The organism is Streptomyces sp. NPDC058619 (genome assembly GCF_042717785.1).
In the GTDB taxonomy this organism is placed as follows: domain Bacteria; phylum Actinomycetota; class Actinomycetes; order Streptomycetales; family Streptomycetaceae; genus Streptomyces.
On record NZ_JBHXQN010000091.1, the window covers coordinates 1 to 15,315 of the forward strand.

Annotated in this window: 10 protein-coding genes and 3 pseudogenes; 7 read left to right on the plus strand and 6 right to left on the minus strand. The window is 70.8% G+C overall.

Annotated features, from left to right (window positions below):
- Positions 1–489: 489 nt before the first annotated feature.
- A pseudogene (locus ACFWTC_RS36810) lies at positions 490–1,922 on the minus strand (hypothetical protein); the annotation flags it as partial.
- Between the two features lie 35 nt (positions 1,923–1,957).
- On the opposite strand from ACFWTC_RS36810, the pseudogene ACFWTC_RS36815 reads away from it, so the two are divergent.
- Positions 1,958–3,455 (plus strand): annotated as a pseudogene (locus tag ACFWTC_RS36815) (ISL3 family transposase).
- Between the two features lie 70 nt (positions 3,456–3,525).
- On the opposite strand, the gene ACFWTC_RS36820 reads toward ACFWTC_RS36815, so the two are convergent.
- Positions 3,526–4,056, minus strand: coding sequence for a hypothetical protein (locus tag ACFWTC_RS36820; protein WP_383926371.1), 531 nt, complete (start codon positions 4,054–4,056; stop codon positions 3,526–3,528).
- Positions 4,057–4,252: 196 nt separating this feature from the next.
- On the opposite strand from ACFWTC_RS36820, the gene ACFWTC_RS36825 reads away from it, so the two are divergent.
- From ACFWTC_RS36825 to ACFWTC_RS36840, 4 genes and pseudogenes are all read left to right on the plus strand, one after another.
- Positions 4,253–4,876 carry a hypothetical protein gene (locus ACFWTC_RS36825; protein WP_384028422.1) on the plus strand — a complete coding sequence of 208 codons (624 nt, stop codon included), beginning with the start codon at positions 4,253–4,255 and terminating at the stop codon, positions 4,874–4,876.
- Positions 4,877–5,066: 190 nt separating this feature from the next.
- Positions 5,067–6,674, plus strand: a pseudogene (locus ACFWTC_RS36830) (SpoIIE family protein phosphatase); the annotation flags it as partial.
- Positions 6,675–6,770: 96 nt separating this feature from the next.
- Complete coding sequence (locus tag ACFWTC_RS36835) at positions 6,771–6,905, plus strand: hypothetical protein (RefSeq protein WP_383926407.1); 135 nt, start codon at positions 6,771–6,773, stop codon at positions 6,903–6,905.
- A 71-nt stretch (positions 6,906–6,976) separates the two neighbouring features.
- Positions 6,977–7,738 (plus strand): metallophosphoesterase family protein, encoded by a 762-nt coding sequence (locus ACFWTC_RS36840; RefSeq protein WP_384028424.1) that lies wholly within the window; start codon positions 6,977–6,979, stop codon positions 7,736–7,738.
- A 49-nt stretch (positions 7,739–7,787) separates the two neighbouring features.
- Here ACFWTC_RS36840 and ACFWTC_RS36845 read toward each other — a convergent pair whose 3' ends face one another.
- The 3 genes from ACFWTC_RS36845 to ACFWTC_RS36855 form a co-directional block, all read right to left on the minus strand.
- Positions 7,788–7,919 carry a hypothetical protein gene (locus ACFWTC_RS36845; protein WP_384028499.1) on the minus strand — a complete coding sequence of 44 codons (132 nt, stop codon included), beginning with the start codon at positions 7,917–7,919 and terminating at the stop codon, positions 7,788–7,790.
- Positions 7,920–8,224: 305 nt separating this feature from the next.
- Complete coding sequence (locus ACFWTC_RS36850) at positions 8,225–11,161, minus strand: hypothetical protein (RefSeq protein WP_384028426.1); 2,937 nt, start codon at positions 11,159–11,161, stop codon at positions 8,225–8,227.
- Entirely contained in the window at positions 11,158–11,601 is a 444-nt protein-coding gene (locus tag ACFWTC_RS36855) for a hypothetical protein (protein ID WP_383926388.1), read from the minus strand. The genes ACFWTC_RS36850 and ACFWTC_RS36855 overlap by 4 nt, the downstream gene beginning before the upstream one ends.
- A 97-nt stretch (positions 11,602–11,698) precedes the next feature.
- On the opposite strand from ACFWTC_RS36855, the gene ACFWTC_RS36860 reads away from it, so the two are divergent.
- A complete protein-coding gene (locus ACFWTC_RS36860) occupies positions 11,699–13,054 on the plus strand; it encodes a hypothetical protein (protein ID WP_384028428.1) in 1,356 nt (451 codons plus the stop codon).
- Positions 13,055–13,291: 237 nt separating this feature from the next.
- Positions 13,292–13,735: a hypothetical protein gene (locus ACFWTC_RS36865; RefSeq protein WP_384028429.1), complete on the plus strand. Its 444-nt coding sequence runs from the start codon at positions 13,292–13,294 to the stop codon at positions 13,733–13,735.
- Between the two features lie 61 nt (positions 13,736–13,796).
- Here the strand turns inward: ACFWTC_RS36865 and ACFWTC_RS36870 are convergent, their stop codons facing one another.
- Positions 13,797–14,150: a hypothetical protein gene (locus tag ACFWTC_RS36870; protein ID WP_384028431.1), complete on the minus strand. Its 354-nt coding sequence runs from the start codon at positions 14,148–14,150 to the stop codon at positions 13,797–13,799.
- Positions 14,151–15,315 lie beyond the last annotated feature (1,165 nt).

A 15,315-nucleotide genomic window follows, 5' to 3' on the forward strand; every position in this document is an offset into this window, starting at 1 on the left:
TCAGCCGCCTGCATCCGCACAGACTCCCGACGCCGACGCACCGCAGGAGTCAGCCCGCCCCCATCCGCATATCTCACACACCACAGATACAGCCATTCGCCCACACCACACAGGCACTTCGCAAAGAATCACCCCAACGAGCCGAAGTCAGTAAGGCCCTTCACAGTCGGTCCTGCAGGAGACGAAGTGGTCGAATACGGAAGGTGCATAGCATCGGTAGAGGGGGACCGAGCCCGGCACCGCCTTGGTGTACACATATCCGACCGCGCCGAGGGGTTGTTGGTTCTCGCACCCCGGGTCGGGGGTCAGCAGCGAGTGGTTCGCCACCTTGCACTCGTAGAGCCGCACCGTGACGGGCGCGGGGTCCCGCAGCAGCTTCCAGACCCCCTCGTGGGTGAACCCTTCGGGCAAGGGACGTGAGGACGCCAGGTGCCCGGCGTAAGGGCGGTGGCCGCGGACCAGCGGTACGTACGGGGTGGTGTGGCCGCCGGCTCCCTCCCAGGTGCGCAGATAGCCTTCGGCTCCCTGCATGAGCTCGTCCACCACGTCCTGGCCACCGGTGACCCGGATGTCCTCGATTCAGTCCGGTACGAGGCCGTAGTGGGTGCCGCAGCCGTCGGTGTTGACGTCCCAGACGCGCGAGCCGGTGACCTGGCGGTCGAGGACCGAGCCGCCGTCAGGGCTGCGGAAGGGGTAGCGGACGGGGTTCCCGGCCGCCGCCCGGGGACCGGGGAGCCAAGCGAAGCCGTTCATGTCGGTGCCGATCCCGTACCCGGCACCGTACTTGGCGCGCAGGGCGGCGTGCCTGCGCGCCTCGGCGGTGCAGGCGGGCGCCTCGTACATGTGTCCCGTGATGAAGCCGCCCAGTCGGTAGACCCGCTCGGTCCAGCTGTCGTCCATCCGGCCGTGGGTGGAGAGCACGCCGGAGTAGCGTTCGGCTTCGAGCACGCGCAGCGCCTGGTTGGCCGCCTTGACGCTCATGTGCCGATCGGGTTGTCGTGCTCGGCGCCGGGGCAGGGCTCCGTGCTCCAGAAGGTGCCCGTCGACAGGAACTGGCCGACGTTGATGGCCATGCCCTGGGTGCCCGAGTCGAAGCGGACGCCGCACAGGGCGTTGTCGAACTTGTGGCACAGGAACATGCTGCGCACGCCCAGCCGGTGCCGTTCGTCGAGGCCGCGGTCGATGTCGGCCATGGTGCAGCGGGCACCGTCCAGCACCTGCTTGCAGCCGAACGGTTCGGAGGTCTCCACCCCGAGGACGCCGGCGAGCTTGCCCTCCTGGGTGACCTTGCGGGCCTGGCCGGGCTCGGTGACGACCCGGAACCATCCCTTGCCCGCGCCGCCGTACATGGCGTCGACGTGGTTTTGGAGCTCGTACGTCTTCTGGATCTGGAGTCTGATCGCGGTCATCTCGTCGCAGCCGCGGTCCTTGAAGAAGTAGAGCGAGCAGATGACGCCGTTGGTGACCATGTCGTTCACCAGGATCCGCTGGCCGCCCCGCCAGGCCCGCTCCACCCAGGCGTAGTACGTCTGCTGGTGGGTGGAGGAGTCGTGGGCCGGCCAGTCGCGGAACGTCGGCCAGCCGGTCGGGTCGTGGCTGCCGTCACCGCCCTTGGTAATCATGTCGAAGAGGGCGAGGTCGCCGTTCGGGTAGTGCTCCGGGCAGTCCTTGAGGGCGTCCGCCGCCCCCGCCGGGGAGAAGACCTTTCCGCAGACCAGCCGTCCTCCGAAGCCCTCGTTGGACATCAGGTGGACGTGCCCGTCGACGTACCCGCGGACCCGGCCCTGGGCGTCGGTCCCGGTGAACGGCTCCCCCGTGACGTTGACCTGTGAGTCCGGGGCCGGGCGCGCACGGGCGGGTCTGTCAAACGAACGGCTCTGTTCCGTAGTCGGTGGTGACGGTGGGTACTCGCCTGTGATCATGAGGCATGGATGATGCCAACACGCTTGCGGGAACGGTGTTTTCGGGGTTATCAGAGCTGGTCATCGAGGATGTGACGGACGGTGGCGAGGTGGTTCGGGTCACGGCCCGCACCCGGGATGTCCCAGTTCCGTGTCCGTTGTGCGCGGTGCCGAGCGGGAAGGTGCACGGATATCACCGTCGAACGGTGAGGGATGTACGGGTCGATGGCCGCCAGGTCCTGGTCCGGGTGAGGATACGGCGGCTGGTGTGTCCGGCCCTGGGCTGCCCTCGGCAGACCTTCCGTGAGCAGGTCCTCGGGCTGCTGGAGCGCCATCAGCGCCGCACCACGCGTCTGACCATTCGCAGGTGGTCAAGGAGTTATGCGGCCGGGCGGCCGCCCGGCTCACCCGCTCGCTGGCCGTGCCCGTCTCGTTCGCCACCGCCCTGCGGCTGCTGCGACGCATCCCCGTGCCGGCGGTGCGGACCCCTCGGGTCGTCGGGGTCGACGACTTCGCGCTGCGCCGCCGCCACCGCTACGCCACGATCATCATCGACGCCGAGACCGGCGAGCGCGTCGAGGTGCTTCCCGACCGCGAGGCCGCCACCCTGGAAGCCTGGCTGCGCGGGCATCCCGGCATCGAGGTCGTGTGCCGGGACGGATGGGCCACCTATGCCGAGGCGATCCGCCAAGCCCTGCCCGACGCGGTCCAGGTCAGCGACCGATGGCACCTCTGGCACAACCTGTGCGACAAAGTCCAGGCCGAGGTCCGCGCCCACACCCCCTGCTGGGCCACCGTCAACCCGCCCCGCCCGGGCGGAGTACGCGAGCAGACCACCCGCGAACGCTGGCACAAGATCCACGACCTCCTCGGCCAGGGCGTCGGCCTGCTCGACTGCTCCCGCCGCCTGGGCCTGGCCCTGAACACCGTCAAGCGCTACGCCCGCATTCCCGAACCCCAGGCCCTGCGCATCGCCCCCCGTCTACCGGCCCTCCCTTGTCGACCCCTACCGCGAGCCCCTGCGCCGGCGCCGTGCCGAGGAACCGGCCGTCCCGGTCACCCACCTCCTCGAAGAGATCCGGGAGTTGGGCTACACCGGCAGCGCCAACCTTCTGGTCCGCTACCTCAACCAGGGCCGCGCCGAAGGCGACCGTCCCGTCACAACCCCACGTCACGCCAGCCGCCTCCTGCTCACCGACCCCGAAAACCTACGTCCGAAGGAAACGACCCTGCTGGAGAAGATCGCCGCGGCCTGCCCGGAGATGACCGCACTCGGCGATCTCGTACGCGGCTTCGCCGCCCTGCTGAAACCGGCCGAGGGCAACGACGTGAAACGCACCGAGTGGATCACGGCCACCCGCGCCGTCGACCTGCCCCACCTGCGCAGCCTCACCAACGGCTTCGAAATCGACCGGCCCGCCGTGAACGCCGGCCTCACCTTGCCCTCACAACGGCCGCACCGAAGGCGTCAACACCCGTACCAAAAGGATCATGCGCCAGATGCACGGCCGCGCCGGATTCGACCTCCTCCGCCACCGCATCCTCCTCCAATGACAACGGAACGTCACCACTGACTACGAAACGGAGCCGTTCCTTTTACAGACCCCGAATGAGTCCGATGTGATCAGTCGTTGTCGATGAGGTTGAGGCCGTGGTTGAGGTGGGCATGGAACGTGGGCCGGGTGCCGGTCGGACCGCTCAGGACGAACTCGTAGGCGGCGTCATCAGGGTCGTCGGGGTCCAAGAGGTGTCCGCGGACTTCCACTTCGTACCAGCCGGGTGGTACGGAAATGCGACGATGCCGGGGATGGTCGGGCGTCCACTTCGTGAGGTACCCCAGGCCACAAAGCAGCAGCTCTCCTGACCGGACGTGCAGAACCCACCCGGCGGATGTCACCTTGGGGTCCTGCCACGGTGAAGGGCTCTGGGCATGGCGTACGAGCACGGTGTAGAAGCCGGGATCGATGTTCTGCGCGGGAATCGCGATGCCGTCACGTACGACCTGATCGCCCTGCTCATGCGCACTGAACAGCTGCAGCAGATTCCTGCCGACAGGGCTTCCGGCACCGACGTGGTCGAGCCCTGTGGCATCGAGCAGCACGAAGCCGAAGAGCTCGGGAAAGCATCCTTCGAACCGCGCGGTGGGAAACATCATGGCCGAACAGTAGCGAGTTGCGCCTGCACGCAGCCTCCCGCGGAGCAGGGTACGGCCCGGGCTTCGCCCTCGCCCCTCGCAGGAAACGGTCCGGCTTCCCGGTCCGGCTTCCCGGTCCGGTCACGGAAAAAGGGGCGAGGGCCTCGATGATCCGTTTGTGACGACGGACCTTGAGACCCTCTTGACCGCACGGTACGTGAAGATCGACGACGAGATCGGGAGGAACGCGCTGGACGGGACGACCGCCCCTGCTCAGGGACTCCGAACTGTCTGCCTGGCCGTAGCCCAGGCCCTGCTCGGCTTCCACTCTGAGGCACGTTGGCTGCGCTTCACCCGCAAGCGCCTGGCCGCACTGCTCCCGTACCTTCCACAGCAGTCTGGGTACAACAAGCGCCTACGCGCGGCGTTGCCGCTGGTCAAGCGTATGATCCGGGAGCCGGCAACAGACAGCGACTTCTGTACGGACACCGTGTGGATCACGGACTCCACCCCGGTGCCCTGCGGCATGTCGCGCCCGACCGTGCAGCGCTCGAACCTGGCGGGCTGTGCCGGCTACGGCTGCTGCGCCTCCCACTCCCGCTTCTTCTGGGGCCTGCGCCTATACCTGGTGTGCACACCAACGCGCATGCCGATCATGTGGGCGCTGGCCGATCCGAGAATCGGCGAGCGGGAAGTCCTGGCGGCGATGTTCGAGGTCGATGCCGAGCTTGTCGCAAGACGGCAGGACATCCTGCTCAACTCGGACAAGGGCACATGGGTCACCGGCCGCTCCGTTTCTACGCCGCCGCCCCGATCACCACCCGTGACGGGCACCGGCTGAGCACCGTCAACATCCTCGACACCAAGCCGCGCCTGATCACCGAGGACGACACCGCCAGCCTCGCGGACCTGGCCGCGCTCGTGCTCGACGAGCTGGAGATGCGCCTGGCGGCCTTGAACGCCCTGCGCAGCGAGCAGGAGCGGCGCATCGAGCAGGAGGAGGCCCGCGAGCGCGCGGAGCGGGACACGGCATGGTCTCGCAGGCCCCCATCGGCATCGCCCTGCTCGATGCGGACCAGCACTACCTTCTGGTCAACCCGGCCCTGGAGCGCACCAACGGGGTCCCGGCCGCCGACACATCGGCAAGCATCCCCGCGACGTCCTCACCTTCCTCGACGTGGAGACGATCGAGTCCGCGCTGCGCCAGGTGCTGCTCACCGGCACACCGGTGATCGACCAGTACACCGTCGGCCGCACCCCGGCCGACCTCGACCACAACCACGCCTGGTCGGTGTCGTACTTCCGCATCGAAGGCGCCAGCGGCCGGTGATCGGGGTCGCGAATTCGGTGATCGACGTCAGCGAACGCCACCAGGCAAGCACCGAAGCAGACCGGGCCCGGCGCCGCCTCGCGATGACCGCCGACGCCTCCGCCCGCGTCGGCACCACCCTGGAGGTGGAGACGACCGCCCAGGAACTGGCCGAGGTCGCCGTGCCCGACCTGGCCGACATCGCCACCGTCGACGTCCTCGACGACGTCCTCGCCTTCCGCCGTGCCGCACCCTCCCGCGAACCGGGCCCCGAGATGTTCCGGGTGCTCGTCGTGGCCGCCGCCTACCCCACCCCCGCGACCACCGCCGCCCTCGCGGTCGGCGACTTCGCGGCCTACGGCGCGGACCGCCTGATCACCCGATGCGTCCACACCGGACAGCCCATCGTCGTCGCCCACGCCGACGATCTGCAACGCATCGCCCGCGATACCGACGCCGCGGCCGCCTTCGCCCAGGCCGGCGTGCACGCCTACCTCGCCGTGCCCCTGATCGCCCGCAACGAGGTCCTCGGCACTCTCGACCTGCTGCGCGCCCGCAACCCCCTCCCGTTCGACGAAGACGACGTACTCCTCGCCAGCGAGCTGGCCACCCGCGCCGCCGTCGCCATCGACAACGCCCGCTGGCACCAAAGTGTCCGCAACACCGCCGAAACCCTCCAGCGCAGCCTCCTGCCCGGCCACCCGCCCCCGCCCCCGCTCCCGCTCCCGCTCCCAGGCCTGGACGTCGCCTCCCTCTACCAGCCCGCCCAGACAACCCACGAGGTCGGAGGCGACTGGTACGACGTCATCCCCCTCGAGGGAGACAAGACCGCCCTGGTGGTCGGCGACGTCATGGGCAACGGCATCGACGCCGCCGCCACCATGGGACGCCTGCGCACCGCCACCTGCGCCTACGCCGACCTCGACCTCGACCCCGACCAGGTACTCCAGCACCTCGACAAGATCGCCCACGGCCTCGAGCACTACATCGCCACCTGCATCCACGTCGTCTACGACCCCCGCAGCTACCGGTGCCGCATCGCCAACGCCGGACACCTCCCACCCGTCCTCGTTGCGACCGGCCACCGCCCCCACCTGCTCGACCTGCCCACCGGCGCGCCCCTTGGTGTCGGCGGCGTCCCCTTCCACACCACCGCCTTCGACCTCAACCCCGGCGACCGGCTCGTCCTCTACACCGACGGCCTCGTCGAAACCCGCCACCACCCCATCGACGAACGCCTGAACACCCTGCTGAACCCCTCGACGAACCGCGCCTGCCCATGGGCGACACCTGCCAGTGGCTCCTGCACTCCCTGCGACACCCCGACGACGGTTCCGTGAGGTGGCAGAGATCCTGCTGGCTTATTGTGCGGTGTCCTCCGACTTGCGGTCAGCTTCGACTTGAGGTCGTTGAACCATTTCTTGACGTGCGGCGTGGCCTTCGCGGCAACGATGCCCGCCGCGCCCAAGCACTGGGCTACCACGACAAGAGCACCACTCGCATCGCCACCGAGGCCGGAGCCCACCGGAAGAACTACGCACCCGGCGACCACACGCGATGACCGGCCCTCTTGAACTACGCGCCGGGCGAAAGATCACACCGCTCGGCTGTCTCCACCCCACAGTGGTGACCATGCTGAACCGAGTAGCCGTTCTGTCCGACATTCACGGAGTCCTGCCGGCTCTGGAGGCAGTGCTCGGCGAACCAGACGTCAGCACCGCCGATCACATCGTGCTCACCGGTGACATCACCGCCGGCCCGCAACCGGCCCAGGTTCTCGACCTGCTGACCAGCCTCGGCGACCGCGTCATCTGGATCAGCGGCAACGCCGATCGGGAACTCCTTGAATACCGCCGCGGGCAACGCGACACGATCCCCGACACAATCGCCCCCTGGGCAGCCGAACAGCTCCGCGAGGACCATCTCGACCTTCTCGGCTCGCTTCCACGGTCACTGTCCCTGTCCGTGGACGGCCTGGGAAAGGTGCTGTTCTGCCATGCCACCCCTCGCGATGACGAGGAGGTCGTCCTGGTCGACTCCCGCCTCGACCGCTGGAAGGAAGTCTTCGACGGACTCGATACCGACATCCGCACCGTGGTCTGCGGCCACACCCACATGCCGTTCGTCCGCCTCGCCCACGGCCGACTCGTGATCAACCCCGGCAGCATCGGCATGCCCTACGGACGAACCGGAGCACACTGGGCCCTCCTGGGCCCGGGCGGCGAACTCCGCACCACGCACTTCGACATCCAGGCCTCAGCCACCCAACTCGACCAGGACTCGTCCTACCCCGACATCGCCGAGTGGGCCGACTACTTCCTGCACGCTCGCGCGACCGACACCGACGCCCTCACAGCCTTCGCTCCACGGGACGGACGCGACCACAGCCCGTGACACTCGCTCCCCATCCACGACAGCGGGCAGCCGAACACCGACTACACGATCAACGACGCCTACCTGCGGGTCGGCGCCCGCCCTTGTTGCCCTTCGTCTCAGCGGCGCGCAGCCCGTCGTAGGTCAGCTCCCGCGGGAGGTCGCGCTGGAGTTCGCCGGCGGCGGCGAGGGTCTGCACCATGAACTTCACGGTGGGAGCTCTGCCGACGCTGCGGGACAGCACTCCGACTGCCTGAGACCCTGCGCGCCCGGTGGAGGACGAGGGAGCCGGGGTACGGCGTACCTTCGAAGGGCGTGACGGACGGGGCAGCGTCGGCGGGAGCCGTGATGACCGCGGTTGGAGTTTGCGGACGGCGCGGATGCCGCGGCCGCTCCGGGATGGCTGCGCATGGCGGTGATAGTCCTGGCCGTGCTGGTCCTCCTCCACAGTCTGGACAGGCACAGAAGCAGACCCCCGCGAGTCACCCGATCGCCGGTGAGGCCGGGTCACGGCTCGCGGGCGGCCCGCCGCGCCGCTCGCCGCACCGTCCGCGCGTCACGGCGTCGCCCGACCGCCTTCAGCCAGGTGACCAGGTCCTCGGCGTACCGGACGAAGTGGTCGCGGTGCGTCGCGGGGGCCTCCGTGGCGAGGTCACGGGCGAGTTCGACCGCCTGTTCCAGCGCCTCCACGGCCTCCTCGCGCCGTCCCGCCCACCACAGTTCCCACGCGAACTGCCTCATCTCGTAGAGGTGGACCGGCTCGTAGGTCACGGGGTCGGCGTCGGCGAGTCGACGGCCGACCTCCAGCGCCTCGGCCAGGTACGCCAGATCGCGGCTCCCCTCGCGCGAACCGCCGCGGTGCGCCGCCCGCAGCAACACCATCAGGTCGGGCCCGTGGACCGTCACCTCGGTGGCGGCGAGATGGCGGTACAGACCGATCAACACCTCCTCGACGGCGTGCCACGTGCCGTGCTCCACGACTTCGGGTGCGGTCCACGGCTGCCTGCGGGGGTCCATGCTCCTCTCCAGGCCGTCCGCCTCGTGACCGGTCACGCGTGCCTCGTCCCGCAGCCCGACGGCCTCCTGCACCTGGGCAAGCGATCGGAGTGCACCGGCGAGGTCGGCGTCGAGCGCCGCCGGATTGGCCCGTGCCCCGCGGCGGCGGATCTCCACGGCCTGCGTGGCGGCCGCCAACGCCTCGGTGCGCCATCCCCGCAGGCGCAGCAGATCGTCGCCGGGCACGCCACCGCTGCTGATCACGCGCGCGATAATGATCTCTTTGCCCCGTCCCGCACTCGCCAGCATGGCGGCCAGATTGGTGAGGCCCTGGGCCAGCAGGCCCTCGTGCGCGGCCGGGGCGTCGTGTGCCCGCGGCCGGAGGACGGCCACCGCGCGCCGGGTGGCGGCCAGCGCGGCATCGACACGCAGGGCGCTGTTCAGGGAGCTGCCGATGTTGACGAGGGTGGCGGTGAGATCGTGGTCGTACCGCCCGGGCCGGTCCGCGGCCACCTGGGCGTACAGCGTCAGGGACTCGCCGTCGGCCCGCAGGGCCTCGACCCGCCGCCCCGCGCGCTGCATGCGGATCGCGTAGTTCGACAGCGACAGCGCCAGGTCGGCGGTGTCGCTGTCGTGACCGGGGCGCAGCCGTCTCCGTCGTATGGCGAGTGCCGACTCGATCGCGCGCAGTGCCTCGTCGCCGCGCCCCTCCCGGTCCAGCTCCCTGGCGAGGTTGTTCAGGGCGCGGGCGAGGTCCGGCTCGTACCGCTGCGGATCGGCGCGGGCAGCCCCCTCGTAGAGCGCCACCGCGCGTTCCACCGCGGCCAGGCTCTCGTCGTAGCGGCCCGCTCCGGAGAGGTTCCAGCCGAGATTGAGTTGTACGGCGGCGTGCTCCGCCGGGTCTTCGGTCGCCGCCATGCGGTGCTCCGCCAGCCGGACTGCCAAGGCGGCTGCGGCCGGATCGAGTACGGGGTCGTCGCGCCGCGGCAGGTATGCCTCGACGGCCTCCAGCAGATCGACGTCGATGTCGTCCAGCGCCACCAGCGCGCCGAGCGGTGCGCCGCCGGCCGCGACGGCCAGCCAGGGCGCCTTCCGGAGCAGGGGATAGAGGTGCTGTTGGCGGACGTGCGGCCAGCGGCCGGCCGCACTCGTCAGAACTGTCATCGCGCGTGATAGCCAGGGCGCGGCCGGGGCTGCGTCGGTCTGCGGCAGGAGTGCGTCCAGAGCGGCTGGCGCCCAGTCGTGCGCCGGGTAGTCGGCGGGGTGACCCGGCAGGGTCAGTGCGACGAACTCCTCGGCCAGCCGGTCGGGCGTCAGCGGTTCGAGCACCGTGGGCAGTGCCGGGTCCGCGGGGGGATAACAGGCCCCGTGGTCGGCGAGCACGGTCTCGGTGGAAAGCGGCAGCCGCAGCGAGTTGACCGCGGCCGTCCCCGTACGTCGTTCTACCGCGCCGGTGAGGGCGGCCGCGAAGACCGCGCGGTTCATCACGGCTGGCGGCGTCACGTGGCCGGGTGCGTCGGCCAGCCGTGCCCAGTGCCGCTGCTCCCTGTCCAGCAGGTACGTCGTCAGGCCCGCCGCGTCGGCGGGCGGGCGGCGGCCCGTCCTGCGGGCGTCCACGGCCGCCAGCGCCGCCATGTGCACGGTCAGCGTGAGACCGAACTCCGGCTCCGCCAGTGCCACCGGCGGTCCGATCGCGCGCGGCGCCGGGAGCCCGTAGCGGTCGGCGAAGGCGTCCCGGGCGGCCCGGAACATGGCGGCCCGGTCGCCGCCCTCCTCCCCGTCGTCGGCCAGCGGCTCCAGTACCTGGCGCGAGGTGGCGGCCTCTACGTCCGCCAGCGTCGCGCGCACCGCGGGCCAGCCGGTGGCGTCACGGGCCAGCAGCAGGATTCGCGCGGGCAGCCCGGGCCGGTGAAACAGCGCGTTGCTGAACAGCCAGGCCAGGTCCGGCAACGGCCAGTGGTCCGCGTAGTCGACGATCAGCAGGACCCCGATCGCGCCCTCCGCCCGCAGATCCTGGCTCCCAGGAGGGGGCAGCACCGCACCCGATCCGTGCACGGCGACTGTCACGAGCCAGCCCTCGGCGCAGGACTCGGCGCCGAGCCGCGCGGCGAGACGACTCTTGCCCTGCCCGCCGGGGCCGTGGACCCAGCGAGCCGCGAACCGACGTGACGTGTCGCGCCACGTCCGCAGCGCGGTGACATCCCTCTCGCGTCCGGTGAACGGCACGACCTCGTGCCGGGCACTGAGCATCCTGCTGGGCAGCTCCAGCAGCCACTCGGGATCGGCCGCGGGCGCTCCCGCCCACCTCCGCAGTACGTACACCGGCCGGCCGTCGCCGAACACATGGATGTCCGCGCCGATCACCCCGTACGCGAACCCGCCCTCCGCCCGCACCACCTGCCGTACGTAGGACTTGGGGCCGGAGCCGCCCGGCACGGGGCCGCTCACCGCTGGGGACCGTCCTCCCACGTGCCGCCCCGGTGGATGTGGACACTGCTGCCCGGACCCTGCGCCCCAAGCGCCGTGCCGCCCCCGTGCGCCGTGACGTTCTGCGTCCAGTGCTGCTCGCTCCGGGGCAGTGCGGCCGCCACCTCCTCGACGGCCCGGCGCAGCTCCTCGGCGGCCTCGGGGTGCTCCCGCAGCAGCGCTGCAAGCCGGCGCGCCCAGGGCCGCAGGAGGTCCTGGCGAGTGCCGTAGGCGTCCTCCTCGTCAACGACCAGGCGCGCGTCGGCGTCCAACTGCGCCTCGATCGCGGCCACCCCATCGTCACCGCGCCGCCGGAACACCTCCACCACCCGCTCGCGCGCGCCCTCCCACGCGCTGGTGGCCATGGCCGCCACGATGCTGCTCGCTCCCGCCATCACGAGTGCCGACATCGGATCCGTCATCCCAACCTCCCCGTATCCCCCGCGTTGAGAGCCCAGCGTAGTCCCGGGCGCGGCAGCGAGGCATTATGAAAAACCCAAGGGGCAGGAGGAGTTGGCCATGAACACGGTCCGGAGCGTGATGTGGGACGACGGCCCCGGAATCGACCGACGGGCCGCCACGCACCTGCGCGACAGGCATCGCGGCGTGCTCCGGGAACTCATCACCTCCGTCCCGCTCACGGACGCGGTACGTCTGGCGCAGCGGTACGGCGACCGCTTCGCGGCCGGCGACGACGGGACCCCGCTGCCCGCGCGTCTCACCGCCGCCGGCGAGGGCCAGCTCGCCCGTCTCGCCGCCACCGACCAGGCCCTGGTCGCACGGGCGGCCGTCAGGGCCGCGCGGGCATCGGTCTCCGTCCACCACGTCATCACCGGCCCCGCCGCACGGCTGTCCTTCGGTGTCGGCGCGCCCGTTCTCACGCTCACCACCGTGGAACCCCACGGCGCCACCAGGATCACCATGCTGCGCGAGGGCGCCTGGCACGACATCTACCGCGGTCCTTTCGCCCACCACGCCGTCGCCTGCATCGATGAGGAGAACGTCATCGCCGTCCGCAAGGAACCCGGCCACCGCCGAACCCTGGTGCACTATGCGCAAGGCGACGTCCGCCCGGTCGCACAGGGGGCCGCTCTGACCGGGATGCGGCCCGCCGGTACGGCGGCCGGCTTCGTGGCGGGAAGCGCGTTGCAGCCGGTCGTGGTCGTCGCCGGCCCGCGGCTCGCCGCCGGGATCGTGGACCTGAGCCCGTTGGGGCTCGACGTTGCCCACCGCCTCGCCGTCGCCCCAGACGGCCACGCGATCGCATTCGGGGGCGAGCGGGACATCGTGGTCACCGACGCGAGGGCGGAGCACCTGATCGCCCGCACCGTTGTCCCGGTGCCGCACGGGCCGGTACGGGAGCTGGTGTTCACCGGCCCCGACACTCTGGTGGCCTGCGGCGCGAGCGGCGGACTCAGCCGCTGGCGCAGGGAACCGCACGAGGCCCTGACCCTGGAGGAGGTCGGCCACGCGCCACCACTCGGCGGTCTCTGCGCCGTCCCCGCCTGGGGCGTGGTGGCCGGACACGCAGGCAGCGAAGGCCGGTACCGCTTCTTCGATCCGGACACCCTCGACACGGCCGACGTGCCGCGCCCACTGACGGAGTCCGGCCACAAGCCCCGGACCATCCGCGCCGTCACCGCCTCCGCCGACGGCCGGTTCGCCGCCGTGGGCACCTACGGCGGCGTCGCCATACCCACCCTGACCGTCCACGACTTCCACCATCCACAGGCCCGGCTGCTGCGCCCACTGGCGTCCCTGACCGCGCACGACCTCACGGCCCTCAAAGGAGACAACGTCCAGTCCGCCCCGCACGATCCGGAGGACCTGAAGGCGCTGGCACTGCTGCGGGACCTGGTGGCACACGGTCACTGATTGTGGCGGGTGGGTCAGGTCGCAGGCGGCTGCTGCGGAATGCGGGTTGCCGCTTGGACGCCGAGGATGGGCGCGATCCCACATCCCCTGCCGTCCGGAGACCCCTCTGGCGGTCCTCGCGGACCACCACCACGGTGCCGGGACGCATCTGCGGCTCGGCGCCGCCGCGGGCTTCCCCCTCGGTGGCGGGCGGAGGGGCTACCGACGATCAGCAAGCACCTCGGGGCGGCGGAGAAGTTGGCGCACAGTTTCCTGCTCGCCGCCGGCCCGGACGGCTGGCACGTCACGGCCGGGTACCACAACCGGACCCCCTGGGGGCCCGCCACGCGAACTCCCCAGGTACAAGCCGAACAGGAACATGCCAAGGCTGCCCCCGGTACACCGGCTGAGGTACCAGCTGCAGGAGCTGTCGGCCGTTACTCCGACACCAGCCCCATTCTGCTGTGCACCGACGGCGGACACTTCGACAACCTCGGCCTCGTGGTCCTGTTGCGCCTGCGCTGCAGGACCATCCACGTCATCCACACCTCCGGGGACAAACCGCCCCTGGCCACGACCCTGGCGCAGACAGTGACCCTCGCCTACGAGGAGCTCGGCGTGCGTATCACCTTCGGGGAACAGAACCAGAGGCTGCTGGACCTGGTGCCGCAACCAACATGCTCCCGGCGGGTAACGGTCTGAGCAGCGTGCCCGCCGCAGGAGGGGAATGGCGGGCACACCCAGGCTGTGATGACCCTATCGCTCAGGGGCGCTGGTCGGTGTGTCCGCACACCCAGGCCAGTGCGTCGCGCACCCCGTGAATGTAGTCGCGAGGGACGGTGCGCTGGGTGGAATCCTTCATCTGCACCGTCGCAGCGTCCACCTCCGCGGTCAGATCCTTCAGAGCGGGTGCCTCGTCCACCGATTGCGCAGTAATCGGCGCAGGCCCGCCACGCCCCAGCGCCCACAGGTACCCGGTCAGGGCTCCCCGAGAGAACTGCGTCTGTTGATCCGGTCCGGCCGCCTCGGCCTCCAGCCGCCGAAACACCTCTTCGACTTCGGCGAAGGGTCGCACGCCGACCCGTACTTCCGCGGTACTCATCGAATGCGTCGTCATACTGGTATGCATTACCGCGCACTTCGCCCCTACACGCCAGGTACTCAGCCTCACCCGCCCAGCGGTAGCCGCCCCGGCGCACATCCCGGCGCATAGCCGTACCAGCGCTGTGGCGGCACGGGCCCCTGGGCACCCCGGGGGACCGAAGCGCAGCAGGTCACGCCCTCCTCGCCCTCGCTCTCAGTGACGCATTCGGCCAACGGCAGCCGTGCCTGTTCCGGCCTTTGCGGGCCAGGGCCAGGACGTCGGTCGCGGCCCGCTCGCCGCGCCAGTGTCCGGCGGGAAGAGCGCTACCGGCCAGCAGTCCGGTCGGTGCGCCGCCGGTGGTAGTCGACCAGGTGTCCAGGAGGCTCAGCGCCAGACCGATGCAGGCCGTGGTCGTGGCCGGCTGTTCCGGGCTGGGTTCCGGGCCGAGGGAGTCGAGCAGGCGGGCGGCGTGCCGGTCTCGCCGCGGAGATGGAAGCGACGACCTGGCGCAGGAGCGCGGCGGCATCCGCTCGAGCCCGGCCGGTGGGCGTGAACAGCGCCGTGTTGTATCGGGCGACGGCGCGGTTCAGGGCGGCCTGGAGCGTGGGCAGGTCGGTCGGGTCGGTGTCGGCAGTGATGCCCTCGTCGGCTAGGAGCGGCGCGATCTCCTGCCACAACTCATCTGCCAGGCCCGCCTGGTTCCGGATGACGAGCAGGGCAGGGGCTCGGGAGCGTCGAGGCGCAGGTCCGTCATGGCTCCCATGTCTCCCAGAGCCGAGGCCCGGATGCGGGGTTCACCCCAACGAAGGAACCGCGGCAGCGCGCCGTCCTTAAAGACCGTGGCCGCCGCCTTGGCGTAGCCGGGTCGCCGGCCCTGGGCAAGCTCCTTGCGCGGAAGGGCTTGCCCAGGGTCCCCTTGGGCTTGCCCGGCCGCTCAGGCTTGCCCGGCTGCCGGCTCCCACAGCGGGCGGGCAGGCCCGGTCCCGTCGCAGTGGAAGCACCGGCCGCCCCCGGGGGTGCGGCGGGCCGCGATGGTGCCGACGGCGTGGCGCAGGACGGAGTGTGCCGGTAGAGGAGAGCTCCCGCCGCCGTTACTCTTCGGCGCCGTGCAGCGCAGGAATTCAGTGAGTGCCGGGCATGGGTCGGCGTGTGCCGGGGCCGTGGCGGTTGGTGTCGTTGTCGCGGGCGGCCGAGGCGG

Excerpts from the sequence above, each read along its gene's own strand:
- ACFWTC_RS36845 (WP_384028499.1), bottom strand. The coding sequence starts at position 7,919 with ATGGTGCAGACCCTCGCCGCCGCCGGCGAACTCCAGCGCGACCTCCCG.
- ACFWTC_RS36870 (WP_384028431.1), bottom strand. The coding sequence starts at position 14,150 with ATGACGACGCATTCGATGAGTACCGCGGAAGTACGGGTCGGCGTGCGA.
- ACFWTC_RS36855 (WP_383926388.1), bottom strand. The coding sequence starts at position 11,601 with ATGACGGATCCGATGTCGGCACTCGTGATGGCGGGAGCGAGCAGCATC.
- ACFWTC_RS36840 (WP_384028424.1), top strand. The coding sequence starts at position 6,977 with ATGCTGAACCGAGTAGCCGTTCTGTCCGACATTCACGGAGTCCTGCCG.
- ACFWTC_RS36820 (WP_383926371.1), bottom strand. The coding sequence starts at position 4,056 with ATGATGTTTCCCACCGCGCGGTTCGAAGGATGCTTTCCCGAGCTCTTC.
- ACFWTC_RS36860 (WP_384028428.1), top strand. The coding sequence starts at position 11,699 with ATGAACACGGTCCGGAGCGTGATGTGGGACGACGGCCCCGGAATCGAC.